General features: G+C 47.6%; 20 protein-coding genes. All 20 read right to left on the reverse strand.

What is annotated here, in order from left to right; translation table 11 throughout:
• Positions 1–13: 13 nt before the first annotated feature.
• Positions 14–367, reverse strand: coding sequence for a 30S ribosome-binding factor RbfA (gene rbfA / locus KTG14_RS01320; RefSeq protein WP_068462817.1), 354 nt, complete (start codon positions 365–367; stop codon positions 14–16).
• 18 nt (positions 368–385) lie between these two features.
• Complete coding sequence (locus tag KTG14_RS01325; protein WP_068462819.1) at positions 386–664, reverse strand: DUF503 domain-containing protein; 279 nt, start codon at positions 662–664, stop codon at positions 386–388.
• Positions 661–2,961, reverse strand: coding sequence for a translation initiation factor IF-2 (gene infB / locus KTG14_RS01330; RefSeq protein ID WP_216968679.1), 2,301 nt, complete (start codon positions 2,959–2,961; stop codon positions 661–663). Before infB ends, KTG14_RS01325 begins: the two co-directional genes overlap by 4 nt.
• Positions 2,962–2,975: 14 nt before the next feature.
• The gene (locus KTG14_RS01335; protein ID WP_058380471.1) at positions 2,976–3,284 is read right to left on the reverse strand and encodes a YlxQ family RNA-binding protein; all 309 of its coding nucleotides are present in this window, start codon (positions 3,282–3,284) and stop codon (positions 2,976–2,978) included.
• Positions 3,281–3,562, reverse strand: coding sequence for an RNase P modulator RnpM (rnpM, locus tag KTG14_RS01340; RefSeq protein WP_216968681.1), 282 nt, complete (start codon positions 3,560–3,562; stop codon positions 3,281–3,283). Before rnpM ends, KTG14_RS01335 begins: the two co-directional genes overlap by 4 nt.
• 19 nt (positions 3,563–3,581) lie before the next feature.
• Positions 3,582–4,709 (reverse strand): transcription termination factor NusA, encoded by a 1,128-nt coding sequence (nusA, locus tag KTG14_RS01345; RefSeq protein ID WP_216968684.1) that lies wholly within the window; start codon positions 4,707–4,709, stop codon positions 3,582–3,584.
• 25 nt (positions 4,710–4,734) lie between these two features.
• The gene (gene rimP, locus KTG14_RS01350) at positions 4,735–5,214 is read right to left on the reverse strand and encodes a ribosome maturation factor RimP (RefSeq protein ID WP_068485948.1); all 480 of its coding nucleotides are present in this window, start codon (positions 5,212–5,214) and stop codon (positions 4,735–4,737) included.
• 126 nt (positions 5,215–5,340) lie between these two features.
• Positions 5,341–9,648 (reverse strand): PolC-type DNA polymerase III, encoded by a 4,308-nt coding sequence (locus KTG14_RS01355; RefSeq protein ID WP_216968685.1) that lies wholly within the window; start codon positions 9,646–9,648, stop codon positions 5,341–5,343.
• Positions 9,649–9,728: 80 nt separating this feature from the next.
• Positions 9,729–11,432: a proline--tRNA ligase gene (locus KTG14_RS01360; RefSeq protein ID WP_216968688.1), complete on the reverse strand. Its 1,704-nt coding sequence runs from the start codon at positions 11,430–11,432 to the stop codon at positions 9,729–9,731.
• 86 nt (positions 11,433–11,518) lie between these two features.
• On the reverse strand, positions 11,519–12,778 hold the full coding sequence (rseP, locus tag KTG14_RS01365; protein WP_216968690.1) for an RIP metalloprotease RseP: 1,260 nt from the start codon (positions 12,776–12,778) through the stop codon (positions 11,519–11,521).
• 44 nt (positions 12,779–12,822) lie between these two features.
• Positions 12,823–13,965 carry a 1-deoxy-D-xylulose-5-phosphate reductoisomerase gene (gene dxr / locus KTG14_RS01370; RefSeq protein WP_216968692.1) on the reverse strand — a complete coding sequence of 381 codons (1,143 nt, stop codon included), beginning with the start codon at positions 13,963–13,965 and terminating at the stop codon, positions 12,823–12,825.
• Positions 13,966–13,983: 18 nt separating this feature from the next.
• Positions 13,984–14,775 carry a phosphatidate cytidylyltransferase gene (locus tag KTG14_RS01375; protein ID WP_216968695.1) on the reverse strand — a complete coding sequence of 264 codons (792 nt, stop codon included), beginning with the start codon at positions 14,773–14,775 and terminating at the stop codon, positions 13,984–13,986.
• Positions 14,772–15,566 carry an undecaprenyl pyrophosphate synthase gene (locus tag KTG14_RS01380; protein ID WP_216968696.1) on the reverse strand — a complete coding sequence of 265 codons (795 nt, stop codon included), beginning with the start codon at positions 15,564–15,566 and terminating at the stop codon, positions 14,772–14,774. Before KTG14_RS01380 ends, KTG14_RS01375 begins: the two co-directional genes overlap by 4 nt.
• A 152-nt stretch (positions 15,567–15,718) precedes the next feature.
• A complete protein-coding gene (gene frr, locus KTG14_RS01385; RefSeq protein WP_216968698.1) occupies positions 15,719–16,276 on the reverse strand; it encodes a ribosome recycling factor in 558 nt (185 codons plus the stop codon).
• Positions 16,276–17,001 carry a UMP kinase gene (gene pyrH / locus KTG14_RS01390; protein WP_058380460.1) on the reverse strand — a complete coding sequence of 242 codons (726 nt, stop codon included), beginning with the start codon at positions 16,999–17,001 and terminating at the stop codon, positions 16,276–16,278. The genes frr and pyrH overlap by 1 nt, the downstream gene beginning before the upstream one ends.
• A 79-nt stretch (positions 17,002–17,080) precedes the next feature.
• Positions 17,081–17,965 carry a translation elongation factor Ts gene (gene tsf / locus KTG14_RS01395; RefSeq protein ID WP_216968700.1) on the reverse strand — a complete coding sequence of 295 codons (885 nt, stop codon included), beginning with the start codon at positions 17,963–17,965 and terminating at the stop codon, positions 17,081–17,083.
• An 88-nt stretch (positions 17,966–18,053) separates the two neighbouring features.
• Positions 18,054–18,770, reverse strand: coding sequence for a 30S ribosomal protein S2 (gene rpsB, locus KTG14_RS01400; RefSeq protein WP_068462849.1), 717 nt, complete (start codon positions 18,768–18,770; stop codon positions 18,054–18,056).
• Between the two features lie 257 nt (positions 18,771–19,027).
• On the reverse strand, positions 19,028–19,807 hold the full coding sequence (gene codY, locus KTG14_RS01405) for a GTP-sensing pleiotropic transcriptional regulator CodY (RefSeq protein ID WP_121297659.1): 780 nt from the start codon (positions 19,805–19,807) through the stop codon (positions 19,028–19,030).
• A 95-nt stretch (positions 19,808–19,902) separates the two neighbouring features.
• Positions 19,903–21,300 (reverse strand): ATP-dependent protease ATPase subunit HslU, encoded by a 1,398-nt coding sequence (gene hslU, locus KTG14_RS01410; protein WP_216968702.1) that lies wholly within the window; start codon positions 21,298–21,300, stop codon positions 19,903–19,905.
• Positions 21,297–21,845 (reverse strand): ATP-dependent protease subunit HslV, encoded by a 549-nt coding sequence (gene hslV / locus KTG14_RS01415; RefSeq protein ID WP_058380455.1) that lies wholly within the window; start codon positions 21,843–21,845, stop codon positions 21,297–21,299. The genes hslU and hslV overlap by 4 nt, the downstream gene beginning before the upstream one ends.
• Positions 21,846–21,853 lie beyond the last annotated feature (8 nt).

Consider the following 21,853-nt stretch of genomic DNA (forward strand, 5'->3'; position numbering starts at 1 on the left):
GCAGGCTTTCGGTTTATTCTTCTGTTGGATCTTTGATATCCCGCAGCAATGACTCAATCCGATTGCCGTATGCGACAGACGAATCGATTTCAAAAGCCAATTCAGGAGTCTTGCGCAAACGGATCCGCTGCCCGATTTCCGAGCGGATGAATCCTTTGGACTTGGCGAGGCCGAGCAAAGTCTGCTCTTTCTCTTTGTCGTCGCCCAATACGCTGATATAGACTGTTGCTTGCTGAAGGTCGCCCGTCACTTCGACATCCGTCACTGTAACAAAGCCGATGCGTGGGTCTTTCAATTTTCTGCCGATAATTTCGCCAAGCTCTTTTTTCATCTGCTCAGCTACACGATTCGAGCGCATTGATGACATTTCGAATCCACTCCGTTCTTACAAATATTCGTTCTCTATTTCCATGCATTCCCACGACGGATTACTTTCAAGAAATCGCAGCACATGAGCCATTTCACGTTCCGCTGCTTCTTTTGAAGAAGAGACCGTGACAAATGCGAGGCGCGTGCGCTGCCAAACTTCCTGATGATCGACTTCCGCCGCTGACACATTGAATCTCTGTTTCGTGCGGGTCACCATGCTTTTGACGATGGCCCGTTTATCTTTCAATGAATGCGCGGTCGGGATAAAAAACTCGCATTCCATTGAGAGGATCATTTTCTTTCGATTTCTTCCATGATGTACGCTTCGATGATGTCGCCTTCTTTGACATCGTTAAAGTTTTTGATCGTCACACCACATTCGTAGCCTTTGGCAACTTCTTTTGCATCATCCTTAAAGCGTTTCAATGTATCGATTTCGCCTTCGAAGACGACAATGCCATCACGGATGACACGTACGCCGCTATCGCGTGTAATCTTGCCTTCTGTTACATAGCTTCCGGCAATCGTTCCGACTTTAGATACTTTGAAGGTGCTGCGGATTTCTGCTTGGCCGATAATTTTCTCTTCGAATTCTGGGTCCAAGAGGCCTTTCATTGCGGCTTCGATTTCTTCGATTACTTTGTAGATGATGCGGTGCAAGCGAATATCGACGCCTTCTGCATCCGCCGCGCGTTTAGCGTTGACATCCGGGCGTACGTTAAAGCCGATGATAATGGCATTAGAAGCTGCCGCTAGGGATACATCGGACTCTGTGATTGCTCCAGCACCCGTGTGGATGACTTTGACGTTAACGCCTTCTACATCGATTTTCAAGAGAGAAGCAGCCATAGCTTCAACTGTTCCTTGAACATCTGCTTTGACGATCAAGTTCAACTCTTTCATCTCGCCTTGTTTCAATTGATCAAACAAGTTATCCAGTGTTACGCGGTTCTTTTCAGAACGCATTTCCTGCAAGGCAGTAGCCGAGCGCGCTTCACCGATTTGACGGGCTGTTTTCTCATCTTCAAAGACAACAAAACGGTCGCCTGCTTGTGGCACATCACTAAGACCAGTAATTTCAACTGGCGTCGAAGGCCCAGCAGTTTTCACACGGCGGCCAAGGTCATTGACCATCGCACGGACGCGTCCGAACGTATTGCCGACAACGATTGGGTCACCAACATGCAAAGTGCCATCTTGTACGAGCAATGTCGCGACCGATCCACGGCCTTTGTCGAGTTCTGCTTCAATAACCGTACCGATTGCACGGCGGCCAGGATTTGCTTTTAGTTCCCCCACTTCAGAGACAAGCAAGATCATCTCAAGCAATGTATCGATTCCGTCTCCGTTTAAAGCGGAAAGCGGTACGAAAATCGTCTCGCCACCCCATGCTTCAGGCACTAAGCCATGCTCGGTCAATTCCTGCATAACGCGGTCCGGGTTAGCAGACGGTTTATCCATTTTGTTGACTGCGATGATGATCGGAACTTCAGCCGCTTTTGCGTGGTTGATTGCTTCTACTGTTTGTGGCATAACGCCGTCATCAGCAGCTACGACGATAATCGCGATATCAGTTACTTTCGCACCGCGAGCACGCATTGTTGTGAACGCTGCGTGTCCTGGTGTATCGAGGAACGTGATTTTCTTGCCATCTTCTTCGACTTGGTACGCGCCAATATGCTGTGTGATTCCGCCTGCTTCTCCAGCAGTCACTTTCGTGTGACGGATTGAATCCAGCAAAGTCGTTTTCCCGTGGTCGACGTGGCCCATGATTGTAACGACAGATGGGCGTTCTTCTTTTTTGGCTTCTTCTTCAGGTTCGAAGTAGACTTCCAAATCTGTTTTGTCGATTAAGATTTCTTCTTCTACTTCTACATCGTATTCTGCACAGACGAGTTCAATGGCATCTTTATCCAACTCTTGGTTGATCGTTGCCATAACGCCGAGCATGAACAACTTTTTGATGATTTCTGAAGGCTCGCGCCCTAATTTTTTCGCCAAATCGCCTACAGTCAACGATTCACTGAATGTGATTTTTGACGGCAATTCTTTTTCGCGTTTCGGCATTGGCGGCATCGGGTTTACCGGACGCTGCTGCTTGCCTTTACGATTGCGATTTTGCCCGCCGCGGCCTGGTCCACCAGAACGGCCGCGTTGGCCTGGTCCTGGAGCTGGTTTAGCAGCTTTTGGCGTGAAGTTTGATCCGCGGCCTGCTTGAGCATTCGCTCCAGTTCCTGTGCCTTGCTGCGACGATTGTGAACGGTTTTGACCACCCTGTGTGCGGTTTTGTCCGCCTTGGCTACCTGTACGGTTCTGGCCTTGACCGCCTTGAGGACGGCTTTGCCCACCTTGGCTTCCTTGTCCACTTTGACCGCGACGCTGGTTTTGGCCTTGCGGGCGGGATTGTGAACCTTGTGCACGGTTTCCTTGTGCAGGTTTTTTATAAATGCCGTCCAATTTCGTCACAGCATTATCTTCTAAAGTAGCCATATGATTATTGACCTTGATATTCATTTTTGACAATTCGTCGATGATGTCTTTGCTCGGTTTATTTACTTTTTTAGCGTATTCATGTACTCGAATTTTGGTCATCTGCTCACCCCCGGTTAGTTTTCATCAAACAAGCTCGTCATTTTCTTGGCAAAACCGTTATCGGTAATCGCCAGAACGACGCGTGCTTCTTTTCCTATTGCATGGCCAATTTCATAGCGGCTAGCGCCTATGCGCACTGGAACATTATAGGAATTGCATTTATCATGCAGTTTTTTTCTCGTATTTTCGGACGCATCTTCAGCCACAATGACTAATTTCGCGTTGCCGCGGCGCACTTCGCTAATGACCAGTTCTTCACCGGTTACCAGCTTGCGTGCACGCGTGGCAAGTCCTAAAAACTGCAGGATTTTTTCTTTATTCATGATTTCAGCTGCTCTCTGCGTACGGCATGGACGAGCTCTTCGTAGATTTCGCCTGGAACTTTCACTTCAAGCTGCTTGTCCAAAACCTTCTTTTTGCGTGCCAATTCAATGGCATCTTCCGATTTGGAAACATAAGCGCCTCTACCTGACTTTTTGCCGGTAAGATCGACGAATACTTCTCCTTCTTTGGAACGCACCACGCGGATCATGTCCTTTTTCGGATGCATTTCACCGGTTGCGACGCATTTTCTCAGCGGAATTTTCTTTTGCATAGCCAACGGATATCACCTTCTCAGCTTATTCTTCTTCGCCGTAAAAATCAAAGTCATCTGTGTCATTTTCAGCATCCGTCTTGACGATTACCGCGCCTTCAGGCGGATAAATCCCTAATTCACGGGCATCCGTTTCACTCTTGATATCGATTTTCCAACCTGTCAATTTTGCCGCCAAGCGCGCATTTTGCCCACGTTTACCAATAGCAAGAGACAATTGGTAATCTGGTACGACAACTGTCGTCGATTTATCGTCTTCACTCACTTGCACATCCAAAACTTTAGAAGGGCTAAGGGCGTTCGCTACAAATACGACCGGGTCTTCTGACCATTCCACGATATCGATTTTTTCGCCGCCCAGTTCGTTGACGATGGTCTGCACGCGGCCCCCTCTTGACCCGACGCATGAACCGACTGGATCCACTTCTTCATCGTTTGCGTGGACTGAGATTTTCGAACGGTCTCCTGCTTCACGCGCAATTGATTTGATTTCGACGATGCCGTCATAGATTTCCGGCACTTCGTTTTCGAACAAACGGCGCAACAGCCCTGGATGTGTGCGTGATACAAACACTTGCGGGCCACGTGTTGTGCGTTCGACTTTAGTGATATAGACTTTGATGCGGTCATGCGGCTGGTAGCTTTCGTTCGGCATTTGTTCCGTCTGAGGCAATACCGCTTCGACTTTGCCTAGCCCAACATATAAATTGCGGGCATCCATGCGTTCAACGATACCGTTGACAATATCGTCTGCACGGTCTACATATTCCTCAAAGATCAAGCCGCGCTCTGCTTCACGCACGCGCTGTGTGACGACTTGTTTCGCCGTTTGGGCTGCAATTCGGCCGAAATTGCGCGGTGTGACTTCCTCTTCTACGATATCGCCGATTTCATAAACTGGGTTCAAAGCGTGCGCATCTTCCAATGAAATCTGCAAGCGGTCATCTTCGACTTCCTCGACTACATCCTTACGGGAGTAGACCAGCATTGTTCCAGTATCAAGATTCAAATCGACACGGACGTTTTGCGCTTGGTTGAAATTGCGTTTATAGGCGGTGACAAGCGCTGCTTCAATCGCTTCGATCAACACATCTCGCGAGATTCCTTTTTGTTTCTCCAACACTTCTAAAGCATCCAATAGCTCACTGCTCATGTTATTCACTCCTAAATTCTTCTATTCAGCTTGCAGAAAAATCGATCGCCAGACGAATCACGGCAATTTTCTTTCTCGGGATGCTGATGGTTTTTCTACGAGTTTTGATTTTGACCTCAATCTCTACTTGTTCTTCATCATACGACTTTAAATAACCTTCGAATTCTTTCGCATCTTCAATCGGTTCGTACGTTTTGATGTAGATGAAGTTTTCCAAAGCTTTTTCGAAATCCTTTTCTTTTTTCAACGGGCGTTCCGCACCTGGTGATGATACTTCCAAGAAATAATTCTGCTCGATTGGATCAGTTGCGTCCAACTCTTCGCTTAAACGCTCGCTGACAATTGCGCATTGATCGATGTCGATCGGCTCCTGTGGATTGTCCACATAAACGCGCAAGAACCAGTTCTTGCCTTCTTTCACAAACTCGACATCGACTAGTTCAAGTTCCAGTTCGTCGACGATCGGTTGTGCCATTGCTTCAATTTGTTCTGTAATTTTGCTCATAAAATGCCTCCTGCCAATAATATGCCATAACAAACAGAAAAGAGCGGGAGAACCCACTCTTCTGCGACAGAGCTATCAGTAAATGTTATTACAATAATACCATGCTTCGCGGCGCTCTGCAACTGACTAGAACAAGGACAGCTGATTGGCATCAGGCATTCCTTCTAGGCAACCGTGATCATCCATGTACTCGATGATTGTTTTTGAGACGCGCCCACGCTGCTGTAAATCTTCCTTCGACAGGAACTCGCCCTCCGCTCTTGCGGCAACGATCGATTTCGCTGCATTTGTGCCGAGTCCTGGAATGGCATTAAACGGCGGAATCAAGGTATTGCCTTCAATTAGGAATTCATCTGCGGACGATTTATACAAATCGACTTTTTGGAACGAATAGCCGCGTTCGACCATTTCAAGCGCCAGTTCCATGACCGTCAGCAAGTTTTTCTCTTTCGTCGAGGCTTCCAATCCCCTTGAATTGATTTCGTCCACTTTGGCACGGATCGACTGGGACCCTTTTGCCATGGCGTTGACATCGAAATCTTCTGCCCTCACTGTGAAATACGCTGCGTAGTAGAGGACTGGGAAATGCACTTTGAAATAAGCGATACGGACCGCCATTAAGACGTAAGCGGCGGCGTGCGCTTTCGGGAACATATACTTGATTTTTTTGCATGATTCGATATACCAATTCGGGACGGCTTTCTCTTTCATTGCCGCTTCCATCTCCGGCGTCAAGCCCTTCCCTTTCCGAACTGATTCCATAATCTTAAACGCCAAAGATGATTCAAGCCCTTGATAGATCAAGTAGACCATGATGTCATCCCGACAGCCGATGACGTCGGACAGCTGGCATGTGCCGTTGTGAATTAATTCCTGTGCGTTGCCGAGCCAGACGTCCGTGCCGTGCGACAATCCGGAAATCTGCACGAGTTCAGAGAACGTCGTCGGTTTCGTGTCTTCGAGCATTTGGCGGACAAAGCGCGTCCCGAATTCTGGGATGCCGAGCGTTCCGGTTTTGCAGCCGATCTGCTCTTTCGTGACGCCGAGCGATTCGGGGCCAGCGAAAATCTTCATCACTTCCGGATCATCTGTCGGGATCGTCTTCGGATCGATGCCGGACAGATCCTGCAACATGCGGATAACCGTTGGGTCATCATGCCCGAGAATATCAAGCTTCAATAAGTTATCGTGGATCGAATGGAAGTCGAAATGAGTTGTCTTCCATTCGGAGTCTTGTGCATCCGCCGGAAACTGGATCGGCGAAAAATCGTAGATGTCCATATAATCAGGCACAACGATGATGCCGCCCGGATGCTGGCCTGTGCTGCGTTTGACGCCGGAACAGCCTTGCACCAAACGGTCGATCTCCGCGCCGCGTATCGTCATATCTCGATCATTGGCATAACCGCGCACGTAACCGTAGGCTGTTTTTTCTGCCACGGTTCCGATTGTGCCCGCCCGGAAGACATTGTCTTCGCCAAACAGTACTTTCGTGTAATTATGCGCTTGCGGCTGATACTCCCCACTGAAGTTCAAGTCGATATCGGGTACTTTATCGCCTTTAAACCCGAGGAAGGTTTCAAACGGGATATCCTGTCCATCTTTTTTATACGGAATCCCGCAATCTGGACAGTCCTTATCTTTCAAGTCAAAACCAGAGCCGACTGAGCCGTCATCAAAAAACTCGGCTTTTTTGCATTTGCGGCACACATAATGAGGCGGCAAAGGGTTAACTTCCGTAATCTCAGTGAGCGTCGCAACAAGTGAAGAGCCGACCGACCCACGCGAACCGACGAGGTAGCCGTCGTCCAGTGATTTTTTTACTAGTTTATGTGAAATCAAGTAAATAACCGCGAAGCCGTGTCCGATAATCGATTTCAGTTCCTTCTCGATGCGCGCTTCGACAATCTCTGGCAAGTCATCGCCATAAATCGATCGCGCCATCGTATAGCTGAGTTCACGGACTTCCTCATCCGCTCCTTCAATTTTTGGTGTATACAATTCATCTTTGATCGGTTTGACGACATCGATCATGTCAGCGATTTTCAAGGAATTTTCGACAACAATCTCACGTGCCGTTTCTTCCCCTAGAAAATCAAACGCATCGAGCATTTCATTGGTCGTCCTGAAATGCACTTTCGGCAATGTCGAACGGTTGAGCGGATTTGCACCGCCTTGCGAACCGATCAGCACTTGGCGGAAGATGGCATCCGTCTCGTCTAGATAATGGACATTTCCTGTCGCGACCAGCGGCTTATCAAGCTTGCGGCTCACTTTGGCCAATTTACGGATGATGTCTTCCAAATTCCATTCGTCGCGGATCAATTCACGGTCGATCAATGGCTGGTACACTTCTTTCGGATGCACTTCCAAATAATCATAGAACTGTGCCGTCCGTTCGACTTCTTCCATCGATTTCTGCATGACCGCTTCGAACACTTCACCTTTATCACAGCCTGAACCGACAAGTAAGCCTTTCCGGTGGCGCTGGAGGAGCGAACGCGGGATACGCGGCACGCGGTAAAAATAATTGATGTGAGATGCTGACACAAGCTTAAACAAATTCTTCAAGCCTTCCTGGTCTTTGGCAAGCAGCGTACAATGAGTCGGACGCGAACGTTTATAGGAATCTCCCGTACCGACGTAATCATTCAATTGATCGTGGTATAGAATGCCTTTATCATCCGCTTCTTTCAATAGATGCGTTAACAGGTAAGCGGTCGCTTCGGTATCATAGATGGCGCGGTGATGCTGCGTCAGTTCGATATTGAACTTTTTCGCCAGCGTGTTCAAACGGTGGTTTTTCATTTCCGGGTGAAGCATGCGGGCAAGTTCTAAGGTATCAATCGTGGCATGCGTTTTATCGATGCCATATTTCTTATAGGCGACATACAGGAAGCCCATATCGAATGATGCGTTATGCGCAACCATGATATGATCGCCTGCCCATTCATGATATTCGCGGATGACTTCTTCCACTTCGGGTGCGTTTCGGACCATATCATCTGTGATGCCCGTCAAATCGATCGTCGTCGCAGACAAGGGATGGTGCGGATTGGCGAAACGCTCGAATTTATCGATGATATTTCCGCCCTTGATTTTGACCGCTGCCAGTTCGATAATTGTGTCATAAACGGCGGATAATCCGGTCGTCTCTAAGTCAAAGACAACAAAAGTTTCTTCTTCAAGCAAGGCGTGGCGTTCTTCGTAAGCAATCGGCACACCGTCATCCACTAAATTCGCTTCCAATCCGAATATCGCTTTGATGCCGTGCTTTTGGCTCGCGGCATACGCATCTGGAAAGGCTTGTACGCCGGCATGATCCGTGACGGCAATCGCCGGATGCCCCCATTTTGCCGCTTGTTCGACCAATGATCCAATCGAAGAGACCGCATCCATTTGGCTCATGGGTGAATGCAGATGTAATTCTGCCCGCTTCACTTCAGCGGTATCTTTGCGGACCGATGGATTGATTTCGACCATGTCGTTCGACATCATAACCAGGTCTCTTACAAAGGTATCGGTTTGAATTGAGCCCCTGGCTCTCAGCCACATACCCTTTTTCGCCTGCGCCATGAGCTCTGCGTCTTCTTTATCGCGCGAGAACATTTTGACGAGAATCGAATCTGTGTAATCGGTCATCTTGACGGTCAATAGCGAACGGCCGCTGCGCAATTCGCGCACTTCAACATCAAAGACAAATCCTTCGATAGTCACGCGGCGTTCTTCATCGACAATCGAACGGATCTCGACAATCGGCTCATCCGGTTTGATGGCAGAACCCATTTGGAACGGCCCGGACGGCGCGCCATTCTCTTTGCGTTCGGTCTCGCGTTTCTTCATATCCGCGACCGCTCTTTTGGCCATCGCTTCTTCTTCGGCTTTGCGTTCTTCCATAAAGGCCGCACGCGCTTCTTGTTGGTCTTCTGCCGATAGCTGGAAATCGATTGTAAACGCAGGAAATCCGAATTGCTGGAATACCTGGCTCAGTTTTTCGGTGTACTTCGATTTCAATGCCATCATCTCGTGTTCATGGCAGCAGTCGACAATCAATTTATTGCCGTTCCACACAGGTGCTTGCGACAATAGGCGCTCACGCAATGGCGGTGCCATATCCGCTAATTCGTCGACGACATGCCGCCAGTATGCGGCGACTTGTTCGCCATCTGCTTGTTGCGTGGGTGTTTCTATATGCACTTGAACGCTTGCAATCGATGAAAACTTGGCTTGCAGCCGCTCGCGGAAAATAATAAACAATTCAAGCGGCAGCACTTGATTGAGTTTGACGAGAAAGCGCCATGCCCGGTCTTTCTTGTGGACCGTCATGCGCGTCAATTCCGCCTCTTCAAAATATGGCATGTGGACATCGTCGGTTAACTCCAGATGCTGCAGCAGCAATTTAAATCTCATTTTGGCGTCTTGCTCATTTATCATGATTATCCCCTTCGCCATTTATTTCAGAAAAAGAAAGGAAAGTACGGTTGTACTTTCCTTTTATCATATCAGATTATTATTCATTTCTTAAAGAAATCGCGTACCTTGTCGAGCACTTCATCTTTATGCCATTCGACCGTTTCATTGGTTTCGCGGATTTTCACTTCCAGAATTCCTTCTGCAGCCCGCTTGCCCACAGTAATGCGGAGTGGCAAGCCAATCAAGTCAGCATCGGCGAATTTCACACCGGCACGCTCCTTGCGGTCATCGAGCAGCACTTCGAATCCTTGCGCTTTCAAGTGTTCATAAATTTCTTCGCCAGTTTCGCGCTGGACATCGTCTTTGACGTTGACAGGCACTACATGGATTTCATACGGTGCGACCGCATTCGGCCACGTAAATCCGGAATCGTCTTGGAATTGTTCTGCGACAGCTGCCACAATGCGCGAAACGCCAATGCCGTAACAGCCCATGATATAAGGCATCGCTTTGCCCTGGTCATTGAGGAAGGTCGCTTTCATCGGTTCACTGTAAGTCGTACCCAATTTGAAGATATGCCCAACTTCAATGCCTCTGGCAAATTGAATTGTGCCTTTTCCATCTGGAGACGGATCCCCTTCTTTCACAAAGCGCAAGTCTCCGTAAGCTTCTACAGTGAAATCTTCACCAGGCGTGACATTTTTCAAATGGACGCCGTCTTCATTGGCACCTGTCACGCCGTTGACGATTGATTTAACGGCGCTGTCCGCAAATACGCGGACACCAGCCGGTAAGCCCACAGGCCCGATCGAGCCAATATCACATGACAGTAATTCACGCACTTCTTCAGGAGTTGCCAGTTCGATCAACTTAGCGCCTGATATGTGCTTGGCTTTCACATCATTCACTTCGTGGTCGCCCCTCGACAATACGACGATCAACTCATCGTCCGCTTTGAACACTAAGGTCTTGATGCAGTTTTCAGAAGTCGTCTCAAGGAATTCCGCCACTTGTGCGATGGTCTTTTGGTCAGGAGTCTCCACTTTTTCGACAGTAAGAGCTTGTTCATCAGATATTGGGTAATCCATTTGAACAGCCGCCATTTCGATGTTGGCAGCATAAGGTGAGCTGTCCGAATAAGCGATGGTATCTTCACCGATTTCTGACAGCACCATGAATTCATGGTTGTCCTTACCGCCTATTGCTCCTGAATCCGCTATGACGGCACGGAAGTTCAATCCGAGGCGGCTGAAAATATTGCTGTAGGCCTGCATCATATCGTCGTAGGTTTTATCCAGGCTATCAGTCGTTGCATGGAAGGAATACGCGTCTTTCATAAGGAATTCGCGTCCGCGCAACAAACCGAAACGCGGGCGTTTTTCGTCGCGGAACTTCGACTGGATCTGGTACAAAGTTAGCGGTAATTTTTTATAGGACTTGATTTCGTCGCGCAATAAGCTCGTGATGATTTCTTCATGCGTCGCCCCAAGTGCAAACTCACGGTCGTTGCGGTCTTTTAAGCGCATCAATTCGTCGCCGTAAGAGTACCAACGTCCTGTCTCCTGCCAAAGTTCTGCTTGTTGCAAAGCCGGCATGAACACTTCAACGCTGTTGATCGCTTCCATTTCCTCACGGATAATTTTCTCGACCTTGTGTAGAACACGTTTACCGAGCGGCAGGAATGAATAGATCCCGCTCGTATTTTGGCGGATAAATCCTGCACGCAGCAATAATTGATGCGATTTCACTTCCGCATCAGCTGGAGTTTCCCTTAAAGTTGGGATAAAGCTTAATGTTTGTCTCATATCCGAATACACCTCAACTGGTCATTGTATTTGTAAATCTCTATGTAGCAGAGAAAGGAAAGCGATAGACGCTTTCCTTTCATCAGTTAAAAGAAAAATCGCTGAATGTCATTCCAGGTAACGACGATCATCAACAGCATCAACAGCATGATCCCGACAAAATGGACCATCCCTTCTTTTTGCTTATCGACCGGCTTGCCTCGCAAGGCTTCGAGAACAAAGAACATGAGGCGTCCGCCATCAAGCGCTGGCAGTGGCAATAAGTTCATGATCCCTAAGTTGATGCTTAGCATACCGGCCCAGCTCATGAGTGTAAAAATGCCGTACTGGGCAACTTCTTCAGTCGTTTTATAGATGCCTACAGGTCCCGACAAGGCATCGATGGTGAACTGGCCTGTCACAAGCATACCGAGTAGGCGGAAAATTTCTTTGAACCAAAAGACTGTCTGTTCAGCACCGTAAGCGAATGAACCGAAAAAGTCTTTTTCAACGGGACTTTGATACAAGACACCGATAACACCAACTTCTTCTGCCGATTGCTCGGACAGTTCGGGGGTGATCGTAAAGCTTAATGGCTCGCCGTCACGTTCCACTTGGAAATCAAGAGCCGTTCCAGCACTGTCTTGTACGGATTCAACCAATTGATCCCACGTACTTATTGATTGGCCATCGATCTCCGTCACCAAATCGCCGTTTTGCATGCCTGCCTGTTCAGCAGGGCTGTCTTCTGTCACTTCGGTAATGACTGGCTCAAAAGTCGGCACACCTTGCATCATGCCGATCGCTGTGAAGATGAAAAATGCCAGGATGAAGTTGAAAAATGGCCCAGCAAAAATCGTCATGAAGCGGTTCGGCAAATTTTTCGCGTCGAATGTGCGGTCGTAAGGCGCCAAGATCGTTTCACGCCCGTTTTCTTCCACTACCGCATCTCGGGCGACTTTGATATTCACCAATTGCTCGTCTTCATCATAGCCCTTGATAAAAAGATCTTTTTCGAGGTCTGCTTGTTCCACTTCCAGAAACAGGATATCGGGATAGACATGCTTTTGGTTGAGAATAACTTTCTTTGCCTGTCCCTTTTCATCCAATAGCAGTCCGATGCGATGGCCTGCCTGCAGATGGATAGCATCCATCTCTTCACCCGCCATGCGGACATAACCGCCGATTGGAAGTAATCTAATCGTATACAGCGTCTCGCCTCGAGTAATGCCCAAAATCTTGGGGCCCATTCCGATTGCGAATTCACGAACAAGAATCCCGGCCCGCTTAGCGAACAGGAAATGGCCCAGTTCGTGGAAAAACACTAACGCGCCGAAAATGATGATGAACGCTAATACTGTCTCCATTTTGAACCCATCCTTCATAAACCTTATTCGGTTTTAATCTGTCGCTATTTTAGCATGTTTTCCACAGTTTTTCTCGTTTCAGAATCTGCAGCCAAGATCGTCTCAAGATCGGGGGATGCAATCGTTTTATGTGCAAGCATTGCCCGCTCGATGAATTCTTCGATTTGTAAAAAGCCGATTTGACGGTTCAAGAACATCGAGACTGCTTGCTCATTGGCAGCATTCAAGACAGTGGTCATCGTGCCGCCTTCCCGCCCGGCGTCAAATGCAAGCTTTAATGCACGGAAGCGCTCATAATCCATCGCCCGGAAGTTTAATTGGGCAATTTCAGCCAGGTCCAGCCGTTTGGCAGTCGGGCGCGGCAGTCGGTCCGGATAGGACAGTGCATACTGGATAGGCACTCTCATATCGGGAGTCCCGAGCTGCGCCATGACGCTCGTATCCTGGAACTCGACCAGAGAATGGATGATGCTCTCTCTATGCAGCAAGACATCGATATCATCATAAGCAAAATCAAACAGTACATGCGCTTCAATGACTTCGAGCCCTTTATTCAGCATCGTCGCAGAATCAATGGTGATCTTGGATCCCATTGACCAGTTCGGATGATTGAGCGCGTCTTCCACTGTGACGTCGACGAGCTCTTCGCGTGTTTTGTCGCGGAAGCTGCCACCTGAAGCAGTTAGGATTAACCGGCTTGCTTGTTCGATCCTTTCTCCGTTTAGCGCTTGGAACAAAGCGGAATGTTCACTATCCACCGGCAAGATATCGGCACCGTATTTTTTAGCGCTTTGCATCACCAGGTGGCCCGCAGTCACAAGCGTTTCTTTATTGGCGATGGCGATTGTGCGGCCAAGCTTGATTGCTTCCAAAGTCGGCTCGAGTCCGACGCTGCCGATCACCGCATTGACCAAAACATCCGATTCATAAGTCGATACTTCGATCAAGCCTTTATTGCCATGGACGAAATGAATACCCTTGAATTCCTGTTGCAGCTGTCGCGCATCTTCAGCGAGCTGGACACAGACGACTTCCGGCTGGAACTCTTGAATTAGCTCGCGTGTTTTTTTCATGTTTTTACCGGCAGATAATCCGACCAGTGAAAATTCTTCGGGATGTTCCCGGATGATATCCGCTGTCTGGACGCCAATCGAGCCGGTCGCCCCGAGCAATATGATTTTTTTCATCTATAAAACAATCCTCTCTTAAATAAAATGCAGGAAGTGCAATAACGGCATGACGAAAAGGATGCTGTCGAAGCGGTCCAGGATGCCCCCATGCCCAGGCAGCATCTTTCCTGAATCTTTAACATTGAAATGGCGCTTCAGAGCCGATTCTACCAAATCGCCCAATTGGCCGAAAATCGAAGCAACAATTGCGACAATGATGACCAAGACGGTAGGCTGTTCCATGCCCGCAAAATAGGCGAAGATCAAGGCGATGCCAACAGCCCAAATAATGCCGCCGACAAACCCTTCAATTGTTTTATTCGGTGAAATTTCCGGCCACAGTTTGCGCTTTCCGATTTTGCGCCCTGTAAAATAAGCGCCGGAATCAGTGAACCAAACAACAAGCAGTGCAAAAATCAATACCGCAAGCCCCGATTCCCGTGTTTCGATTAAGTAATAGAACCCTAAGCCCACATAAAGCGTGCCAAGGATAGCGAACGCGGCATCGTCAAAGGTAAAGCTGTTTTTGACAACAACCGTATGTATGAGCAGCAAGATGACTGCCATGAAGACAAATTCCACTTTCAAATAGCCGGTCCATTCATATACTTGCTGCGACCAATCGCCTGGCAGCATGAAAGCATACAAAGCAACCAGAGAAATAAGGCCGGGCACACTCATAAGGCTCCGGCCTTTCATTTTAAGCAATTCCTGAAACCCGATTGTTGCAAGGACGTATACCAAAAGAATAAACGGAATACCGCCGATGATGACAAATGGAATAAATAGGGCAGCTGCTATAGCTCCTGTAATAATGCGTTGCTTCAATTTGCTTCTTCCCCCTTCAAGCCACCATAACGCCGATTTCGTTTTTGATAAATCTCGAATGCCTCGAGCAAGCAATCTTCACCAAAATCAGGCCATAAGGTATCAGTAAACCAAAATTCGGTATAAGCCAATTGCCATAGCATGAAGTTGCTCAAACGAACCTCCCCGCTCGTTCGGATCAATAAATCAGGCTCTGGCAAACCGTTTGTCATGAGACGGCTTGTGATCATTTCTTCAGAAATTTCGGATGGTTCCAATTCGCCTGCCTGAACTAGAGCAGCCAAGTTTTTCACAGCGTCGACGATTTCCGCGCGGCTGCCGTAATTTAATGCAAAATTCAACACCAAACCATCATTATGCTTAGTTGCTTCTTTCGCTTTTTGGATCGCTTGGATTGTATGGGCAGGTAAATCGTCCACATAGCCCATCATTTCCACACGAACATTCTCTTCGATCAGCTCCGGTAAAAAACTGGACAGAAACTCTTCAGGCAAACGCATCAGAAAATCGACTTCCATTTTCGGGCGCTTCCAGTTTTCTGTCGAAAAGGCATATAAAGTCAATACATCTACACCAAGATGGCTCGCGAGCTTGGTGATTTTTCGGACTGTCTTCATGCCTTCGTGATGCCCGGCGATTCTCGGCATGGAACGTTTTTTCGCCCATCGCCCATTACCGTCCATGATGATCGCCACATGGGACGGAACCCCAGCGCCGGCTACAGCCATGGCACGTTCCCCATACTCAACCACGACCGGCTCTATATTTCTCTTTAATAGTTTATTGAACATAATTAATCCTCCACTTGTAACCAATCGGAATGTCTATTGCTTATCATATCAAAAAAATGCGCGTTGTGCGTGAACTTTCAAAGCACTTCCGAAATTTTGGCATGAAAAAAGCGTCCTGTTAAACAGGACGCTTTGGAACAGATGAAGTTCGCTTAAACTGCCATGATCTCAGTTTCTTTGTCTTTAGCCATGTCATCGATCTTCGCGATATGCGTGTTTGTCATATCTTGCACATCATCTGAGTAACCACGCAAATCATCCGCTGTGATTTCGCTCTTTTTCTCAAGCTTCTTCAAATCATCATTGGCGTCGCGGCGAATATTGCGGATGACGACTTTTGCCTCTTCCGCTTCTTTCTTCACCTGCTTGACCAAATCTTTACGGCGCTCTTCTGTAAGAGCTGGCACTGCAAGACGGATGACGTTGCCATCGTTTGAAGGGCTGAGTCCTAGATCTGATTTCATGATTGCCTTTTCGATTTCAGGCAATACGGTCTTATCGTAAGGCTGGATCATGATCAAACGCGCTTCCGGAACCGAAACGCCTGCTACTTGGTTGATCGGTGTTGGCGCCCCGTAATATTCGACTGTAATCTTGTCGAGCAACGACGGGGTAGCACGCCCCGCTCGGATAGAAGCCAAATCACGTGAAAAAGTTTGAATGGCATTGCTCATTTTTGTTTTTGTATCATTCATGATTGTTTTCGGCATTATAATGTTCTCCTCACTACTGTCCCGATCTTTTCACCAAGAACAGCACGTTTTATGTTTCCTTTTTCCATTATAGAGAATACTACGAGTGGAATATCATTGTCCATACATAATGTGGAAGCTGTCGAGTCCATCACTTGAAGCCCTTGCTGAATGACATCAAAATACGAGAGTTCATCATATTTGACTGCTTCAATGTCAGTTTTTGGATCAGCGGAATAAACACCGTCGACATTGTTTTTCGCCATCAAGATGACATCGGCTTCGATTTCTGCAGCTCTCAAGGCAGCCGTCGTGTCCGTCGAGAAGTAAGGGTTTCCGGTGCCTGCTGAGAAAATAACCACACGTTTTTTCTCAAGGTGGCGAATCGCTCTTCTACGGATATACGGCTCAGCGACTTGGCGCATTTCAATCGAAGACAATACGCGTGTTTCCACGTCTTGCTTCTCGAGTGAATCTTGTAAGGCCAGTGAGTTCATGACAGTTGCCAGCATGCCCATATAATCTGCAGTTGCACGATCCATGCCCATTTCCGAACCGACTTTGCCGCGCCAGATATTGCCGCCGCCAACCACTACCGCTACTTCAACGCCAAGGTCTACGATTTCCTTCACTTGCGCTGCGACAGATTTGATGATTTCAGGGGAAAGACCGAAACCTTGTCCGCCTGCCATCGCTTCTCCACTTAATTTCAGTACAATGCGTTTGTATTTTGGAACACTCATCGGTACCCTCCGTTACACGTTTATTGAAAAACAGGGAACACAACATTGTGCTCCCCGAATGACTCATATAAAAGTTGAATTATTTTTTGTTGACTTGGCTCATAACTTCGTCAGCGAAGTTGTCTTCGCGTTTTTCAATGCCTTCGCCTACTTCGTAACGGATAAACTCTTTTACAGAACCGCCAACAGATGCTGCGAAGTCGCGGACTTTCTGGTCAGAGTTTTTAACGAATGCTTGGTCAAGCAAGCAGATGTCTTCGAAATATTTCCCAAGACGGCCTTCAACCATTTTTTCAACGATTTTTTCTGGCTTTCCTTCGTTCAATGCTTGCTCAGTCAATACAGTGCGCTCGCGCTCTACTTCGTCAGCGGATACTTCGTCGCGTGAGATGTATTTCGGGTTAAGAGCAGCGATGTGCATAGCGATATCGCGTGCAGCTTGTGAATCAGAAGAACCTTCCAATACCACTAGAACGCCGATACGTCCGCCCATGTGCAAATAAGGACCAAAAGCATCGTTGTCTGATTTCGTGCGGATTTCAAAGCGGCGCAAAGTGATTTTCTCGCCGATCTTAGCGATAGCATTTGAGATGTGGTCCGCTACTGACAAGCCGTTAGACATTGTCGAAGCGTTCGCTTCATCGATTGTTGCTGGTTTAGTTGCAAGCAAATGCTCGCCGATTTCTTTAACCAAAGTTTGGAAACCTTCGTTTTTCGCAACGAAATCAGTTTCAGCGTTAACTTCGTAGATAACGGCTTCGTTTCCTTCTTCAAGGATTGAAGTGATTCCTTCAGCTGCGATGCGGTCTGCTTTTTTAGAAGCGCTTGACAAACCTTTTTCGCGAAGGAAGTCTAGTGCTGCATCAATGTCACCGTCAGTTTGTACCAATGCTTTTTTGCAATCCATCATACCTGCGCCTGTTTTTTCACGCAATTCTTTAACCATTTGAGCTGTAACTGCCATGATTAAGTTCCTCCTTCAATTTGTCTGGGTTTTCTCAAAAAAAGGTGATAAGTGGGGTTGGCCGCTTATCACCTGTAAACATTGCGAATTACTCAGCAGATTCTGCTGATACTTCTTCGTCTTCTTCTGGCTTAGACTCAAGAAGAGCGTCTGCCATTTTGCCAGTCAATAGTTTGACCGCACGGATTGCATCGTCGTTTGCAGGGATTACGTAATCGATTTCGTCCGGATCGCAGTTTGTATCAACGATACCAACGATTGGAATGTTCAATTTCATAGCTTCTGCTACTGCAATGCGTTCTTTACGAGGGTCTACAACGAACATTACATCCGGAAGACCGTTCATGTCACGGATACCGCCTAGGAATTTCTCCAAGCGTTCGTGTTGTTTTTTCAATTGGACTACTTCTTTTTTTGGAAGGACATCGAAAGTGCCGTCTTCTTCCATGCGCTCGATCTGTTTCATGCGGTTAACACGTTTTTGGATCGTGCCAAAGTTTGTCAAAGTACCACCCAACCAGCGTTGGTTGATGTAGTAGTTGCCAGAACGTTCTGCTTCTTCTTTGATAGCGTCCTGTGCTTGTTTTTTTGTTCCTACGAACAAAACTTTACCGCCTTCTTCGCCCACTTGTTTCATGAAGTTATAAGCTTCCTCAAGTTTACGGACCGTTTTCTGAAGGTCGATGATGTAGATGCCGTTACGTTCCACGAAGATGTATTTTTTCATTTTCGGGTTCCAGCGGCGGGTTTGGTGGCCAAAGTGAACACCAGCTTCAAGCAATTGTTTCATTGAGATTACTGCCATGATGTATTTCCTCCTAATAGGTTTTTGTTTACCTCCGCATTCTTCGCTTCTGAACCGTTACCCATTCAGGCACCAGCGGAACAGATCGGAATGCGTGTGTATTTAACACCATTTGAAATTATACCACGCTCTTGCTGGTGCCTGCAACTGATTTTTACAAATCCTATAAATTGGGTCACTGGTCGATGAATGCATCGAATGCCTGCAACGCAAAAGCCGCCCCGGAACTATTGGATAGTCCGAGGCGGCGTGTGAAATTAATTCATTTTCAATTGTTCAAGCTCTGCAAGGAATTTCGTATTCAATACTTTGATATACGTTCCTTTCATGCCGAGTGAACGTGATTCAATGACGCCAGCACTTTCGAGTTTACGAAGTGCGTTGACGATAACCGAACGCGTAATGCCGACACGGTCAGCGATTTTAGAAGCAACAAGCAAGCCTTCGTTGCCATCTAGTTCTTCGAAGATATGCTCGATCGCTTCAAGTTCGCTGTACGAAAGCGAGCTGATTGCCATTTGGACAACAGCTTTGCTGCGGGCTTCTTCTTCGATACGGTCGCCTTTTTCACGGAGGATTTCCATGCCAACAACTGTCGCGCCGTATTCGCCAAGGATCAAATCGTCGTCGCCGAACTGGTCGTTGACGCGGCCGAGCAGCAAAGTACCAAGACGTTCGCCCCCTCCGATGATCGGGACGATTGTCGTCAAGCCGTTTTTGAATAGTTCGCGCTCTTCAACAGGAAAGATTGTATGCTCACTGTTCACATCCATGTTAGCGGATGTTTCTGTAACGTTTGAAAGGTTTTGTGTGTATTCGACCGGGAATTGGCGTTCTTCGAGCATGTTCTTCATGCGCTCGTTTTCGATCTGTTGGTTGACAGCATAGCCAAGTACCTTCCCTTTGCGGCTGACAACGAAGACATTTGCTTCGATGACTTCGCTCAATGTTTCAGCCATGTCCTTAAAGTTTACCGGCTTGCCGGCTGCTGCTTGCAGCATAGAGTTAATGCGTCTTGTTTTTCCCAATAAATTCATAATAATGAACCTCCTACATGATTCGTACGTATTTCGCACCGTTTATTCAATATTCTAAAGGTTTTTACACTTTAATGAAACCAATATGCCTCGTTCTACAAGATAAATTGTGACAAATCTTTGTTTTTCGCCACATTTTCAAGCTTTTCGTTAACATATTGGGGGGTGATATCGATTTGGGCAGGTGAAATCTCAGATGCCTCAAATGATAAGTCTTCCAATAAGCGTTCCAATATTGTATGAAGTCGGCGAGCGCCGATATTATCCGTCTGTTGATTTACTTCATAAGCAATTTCCGCAAGTCTGACGATTGACGCATCAGTAAAGTGTACCATAACTCCCTCTGTTTCGAGAAGGGCTTTATACTGATTGAGCAAGGAATGTTTCGGTTCCGTCAAAATTTTCACGAAATCTTCGACTTCTAGCTTGGTCAATTCGACACGAATTGGGAATCGTCCCTGCAATTCTGGGATCAAGTCAGACGGTTTTGACATATGGAATGCCCCGGCTGCAACAAATAGCACATAATCTGTTTTCACCGCGCCGTATTTCGTCGACACAGTCGAGCCTTCGACAATCGGCAGGATATCGCGCTGGACGCCTTCCCTGGATACATCTGCAGAGGAACTGGAGTTTTTGCTTGCAATCTTGTCCATTTCATCGATAAAGATGATGCCGTGCTGTTCAGCGCGGCGGATCGCCTCCATCGAAATTTCTTCGCTATCAACCAGCTTTTCCGATTCTTCTGCCGTCAACACGCGGCGAGCATCTTTCACTTGCATACGTCGCTTTTTCTTTTTCTTCGGCATCAAAGAAGACAAAGCATCTTGCATGTTTTCGCCCATTTGCTCCATTCCTGAACCTTGGAAAGCATCAAACATGGAAGCGGTATTTTCGGTCACTTCCACGGTCACCCATTCGTCTTCAAGCTTGCCGGCTTTCAAGTCACCTGCAATTTCGCGGCGCTTAACGCGCACTTCCACTTCAGCTTCTGGGTCTTCCTCTTCCTGCTCCTGTTTTTGGCCGAAGAACATTTCAAGAGGATTTTGCGCAGTCTGCTTTTTCTTCATCGACGGCGCCAGCAATTTCACAAGCCGGTCGTTGGCAGAGGCTTCTGCACGCTCTTTCACGGCTTCATATTTTTCTTCTTTAACGATGCGTACGGACGCTTCCACCAAATCACGAACCATCGACTCTACATCGCGGCCGACATACCCAACTTCCGTGAATTTTGTCGCTTCGACTTTGATGAATGGCGCGCCAGTCAATTTTGCAATGCGCCGTGCGATTTCCGTTTTCCCTACGCCGGTCGGGCCAATCATTAAAATATTTTTCGGGATAACTTCATCTTGCATTTCTTCATCGAGGCGGCTGCGGCGGTAGCGGTTGCGCAGCGCAATGGCGATCGAGCGTTTGGCATCTTTCTGCCCGACAATGAAGCGGTCCAAGTGATCGGTGATTTGCCGGGGAGTTAAATCGGTTTGTGTTTTCATTCTGACAACTCCTCCATGATGATTTGATGGTTAGTGTAGACGCAAATATCTGCAGCCGTTTCAAGCGCGGACTGGGCAATTTCTCCCGCCGTCAATTGATCGCCCGCATATTTTTTCAATGCCCGGCCGGCGGCGAGTGCATAATTGCCGCCAGAGCCGATTGCCAGAATCCCATCGTCAGGCTCGATAACTTCACCGGTTCCTGATACCAGTAAAAGTTCGTCTTTGTTCATGACGATGAGCATCGCTTCGAGCTGCCGCAGCATTTTATCGCCGCGCCATTGCTTCGCAAGCTCAACAGCAGCACGCTGGAGGTTGCCGTTGAATTCGGTGAGCTTGCCTTCAAACATTTCAAATAGTGTAAAAGCATCCGCTACGGAACCGGCAAATCCAGTCAGCACTTCATTATTGTAGAGCCTGCGCACTTTTTTCGCAGTGTGTTTCATGACGACGGCATTGCCGAATGTCACTTGCCCGTCACCAGCCATAGCCGATTTGCCTTTATGCTTTACTGCAAAGATTGTGGTTGCATGAAATTCCTGCATGTTAAGCT

Origin of the sequence: Planococcus sp. CP5-4_YE (genome assembly GCF_019042655.1) — a bacterium.
In the GTDB taxonomy this organism is placed as follows: Bacteria; Bacillota; Bacilli; order Bacillales_A; family Planococcaceae; genus Planococcus.

Excerpts from the sequence above, each read along its gene's own strand:
- rbfA (WP_068462817.1), bottom strand. The coding sequence starts at position 367 with ATGTCATCAATGCGCTCGAATCGTGTAGCTGAGCAGATGAAAAAAGAG.
- KTG14_RS01325 (WP_068462819.1), bottom strand. The coding sequence starts at position 664 with ATGATCCTCTCAATGGAATGCGAGTTTTTTATCCCGACCGCGCATTCA.
- infB (WP_216968679.1), bottom strand. The coding sequence starts at position 2,961 with ATGACCAAAATTCGAGTACATGAATACGCTAAAAAAGTAAATAAACCG.
- KTG14_RS01335 (WP_058380471.1), bottom strand. The coding sequence starts at position 3,284 with ATGAATAAAGAAAAAATCCTGCAGTTTTTAGGACTTGCCACGCGTGCA.
- nusA (WP_216968684.1), bottom strand. The coding sequence starts at position 4,709 with ATGAGCAGTGAGCTATTGGATGCTTTAGAAGTGTTGGAGAAACAAAAA.
- rimP (WP_068485948.1), bottom strand. The coding sequence starts at position 5,214 with ATGAGCAAAATTACAGAACAAATTGAAGCAATGGCACAACCGATCGTC.
- KTG14_RS01355 (WP_216968685.1), bottom strand. The coding sequence starts at position 9,648 with ATGATAAATGAGCAAGACGCCAAAATGAGATTTAAATTGCTGCTGCAG.
- KTG14_RS01360 (WP_216968688.1), bottom strand. The coding sequence starts at position 11,432 with ATGAGACAAACATTAAGCTTTATCCCAACTTTAAGGGAAACTCCAGCT.
- rseP (WP_216968690.1), bottom strand. The coding sequence starts at position 12,778 with ATGGAGACAGTATTAGCGTTCATCATCATTTTCGGCGCGTTAGTGTTT.
- dxr (WP_216968692.1), bottom strand. The coding sequence starts at position 13,965 with ATGAAAAAAATCATATTGCTCGGGGCGACCGGCTCGATTGGCGTCCAG.
- KTG14_RS01380 (WP_216968696.1), bottom strand. The coding sequence starts at position 15,566 with ATGTTCAATAAACTATTAAAGAGAAATATAGAGCCGGTCGTGGTTGAG.
- frr (WP_216968698.1), bottom strand. The coding sequence starts at position 16,276 with ATGCCGAAAACAATCATGAATGATACAAAAACAAAAATGAGCAATGCC.
- pyrH (WP_058380460.1), bottom strand. The coding sequence starts at position 17,001 with ATGAGTGTTCCAAAATACAAACGCATTGTACTGAAATTAAGTGGAGAA.
- tsf (WP_216968700.1), bottom strand. The coding sequence starts at position 17,965 with ATGGCAGTTACAGCTCAAATGGTTAAAGAATTGCGTGAAAAAACAGGC.
- rpsB (WP_068462849.1), bottom strand. The coding sequence starts at position 18,770 with ATGGCAGTAATCTCAATGAAACAATTGCTTGAAGCTGGTGTTCACTTT.
- codY (WP_121297659.1), bottom strand. The coding sequence starts at position 19,807 with ATGAATTTATTGGGAAAAACAAGACGCATTAACTCTATGCTGCAAGCA.
- hslU (WP_216968702.1), bottom strand. The coding sequence starts at position 21,300 with ATGAAAACACAAACCGATTTAACTCCCCGGCAAATCACCGATCACTTG.
- hslV (WP_058380455.1), bottom strand. The coding sequence starts at position 21,845 with ATGCAGGAATTTCATGCAACCACAATCTTTGCAGTAAAGCATAAAGGC.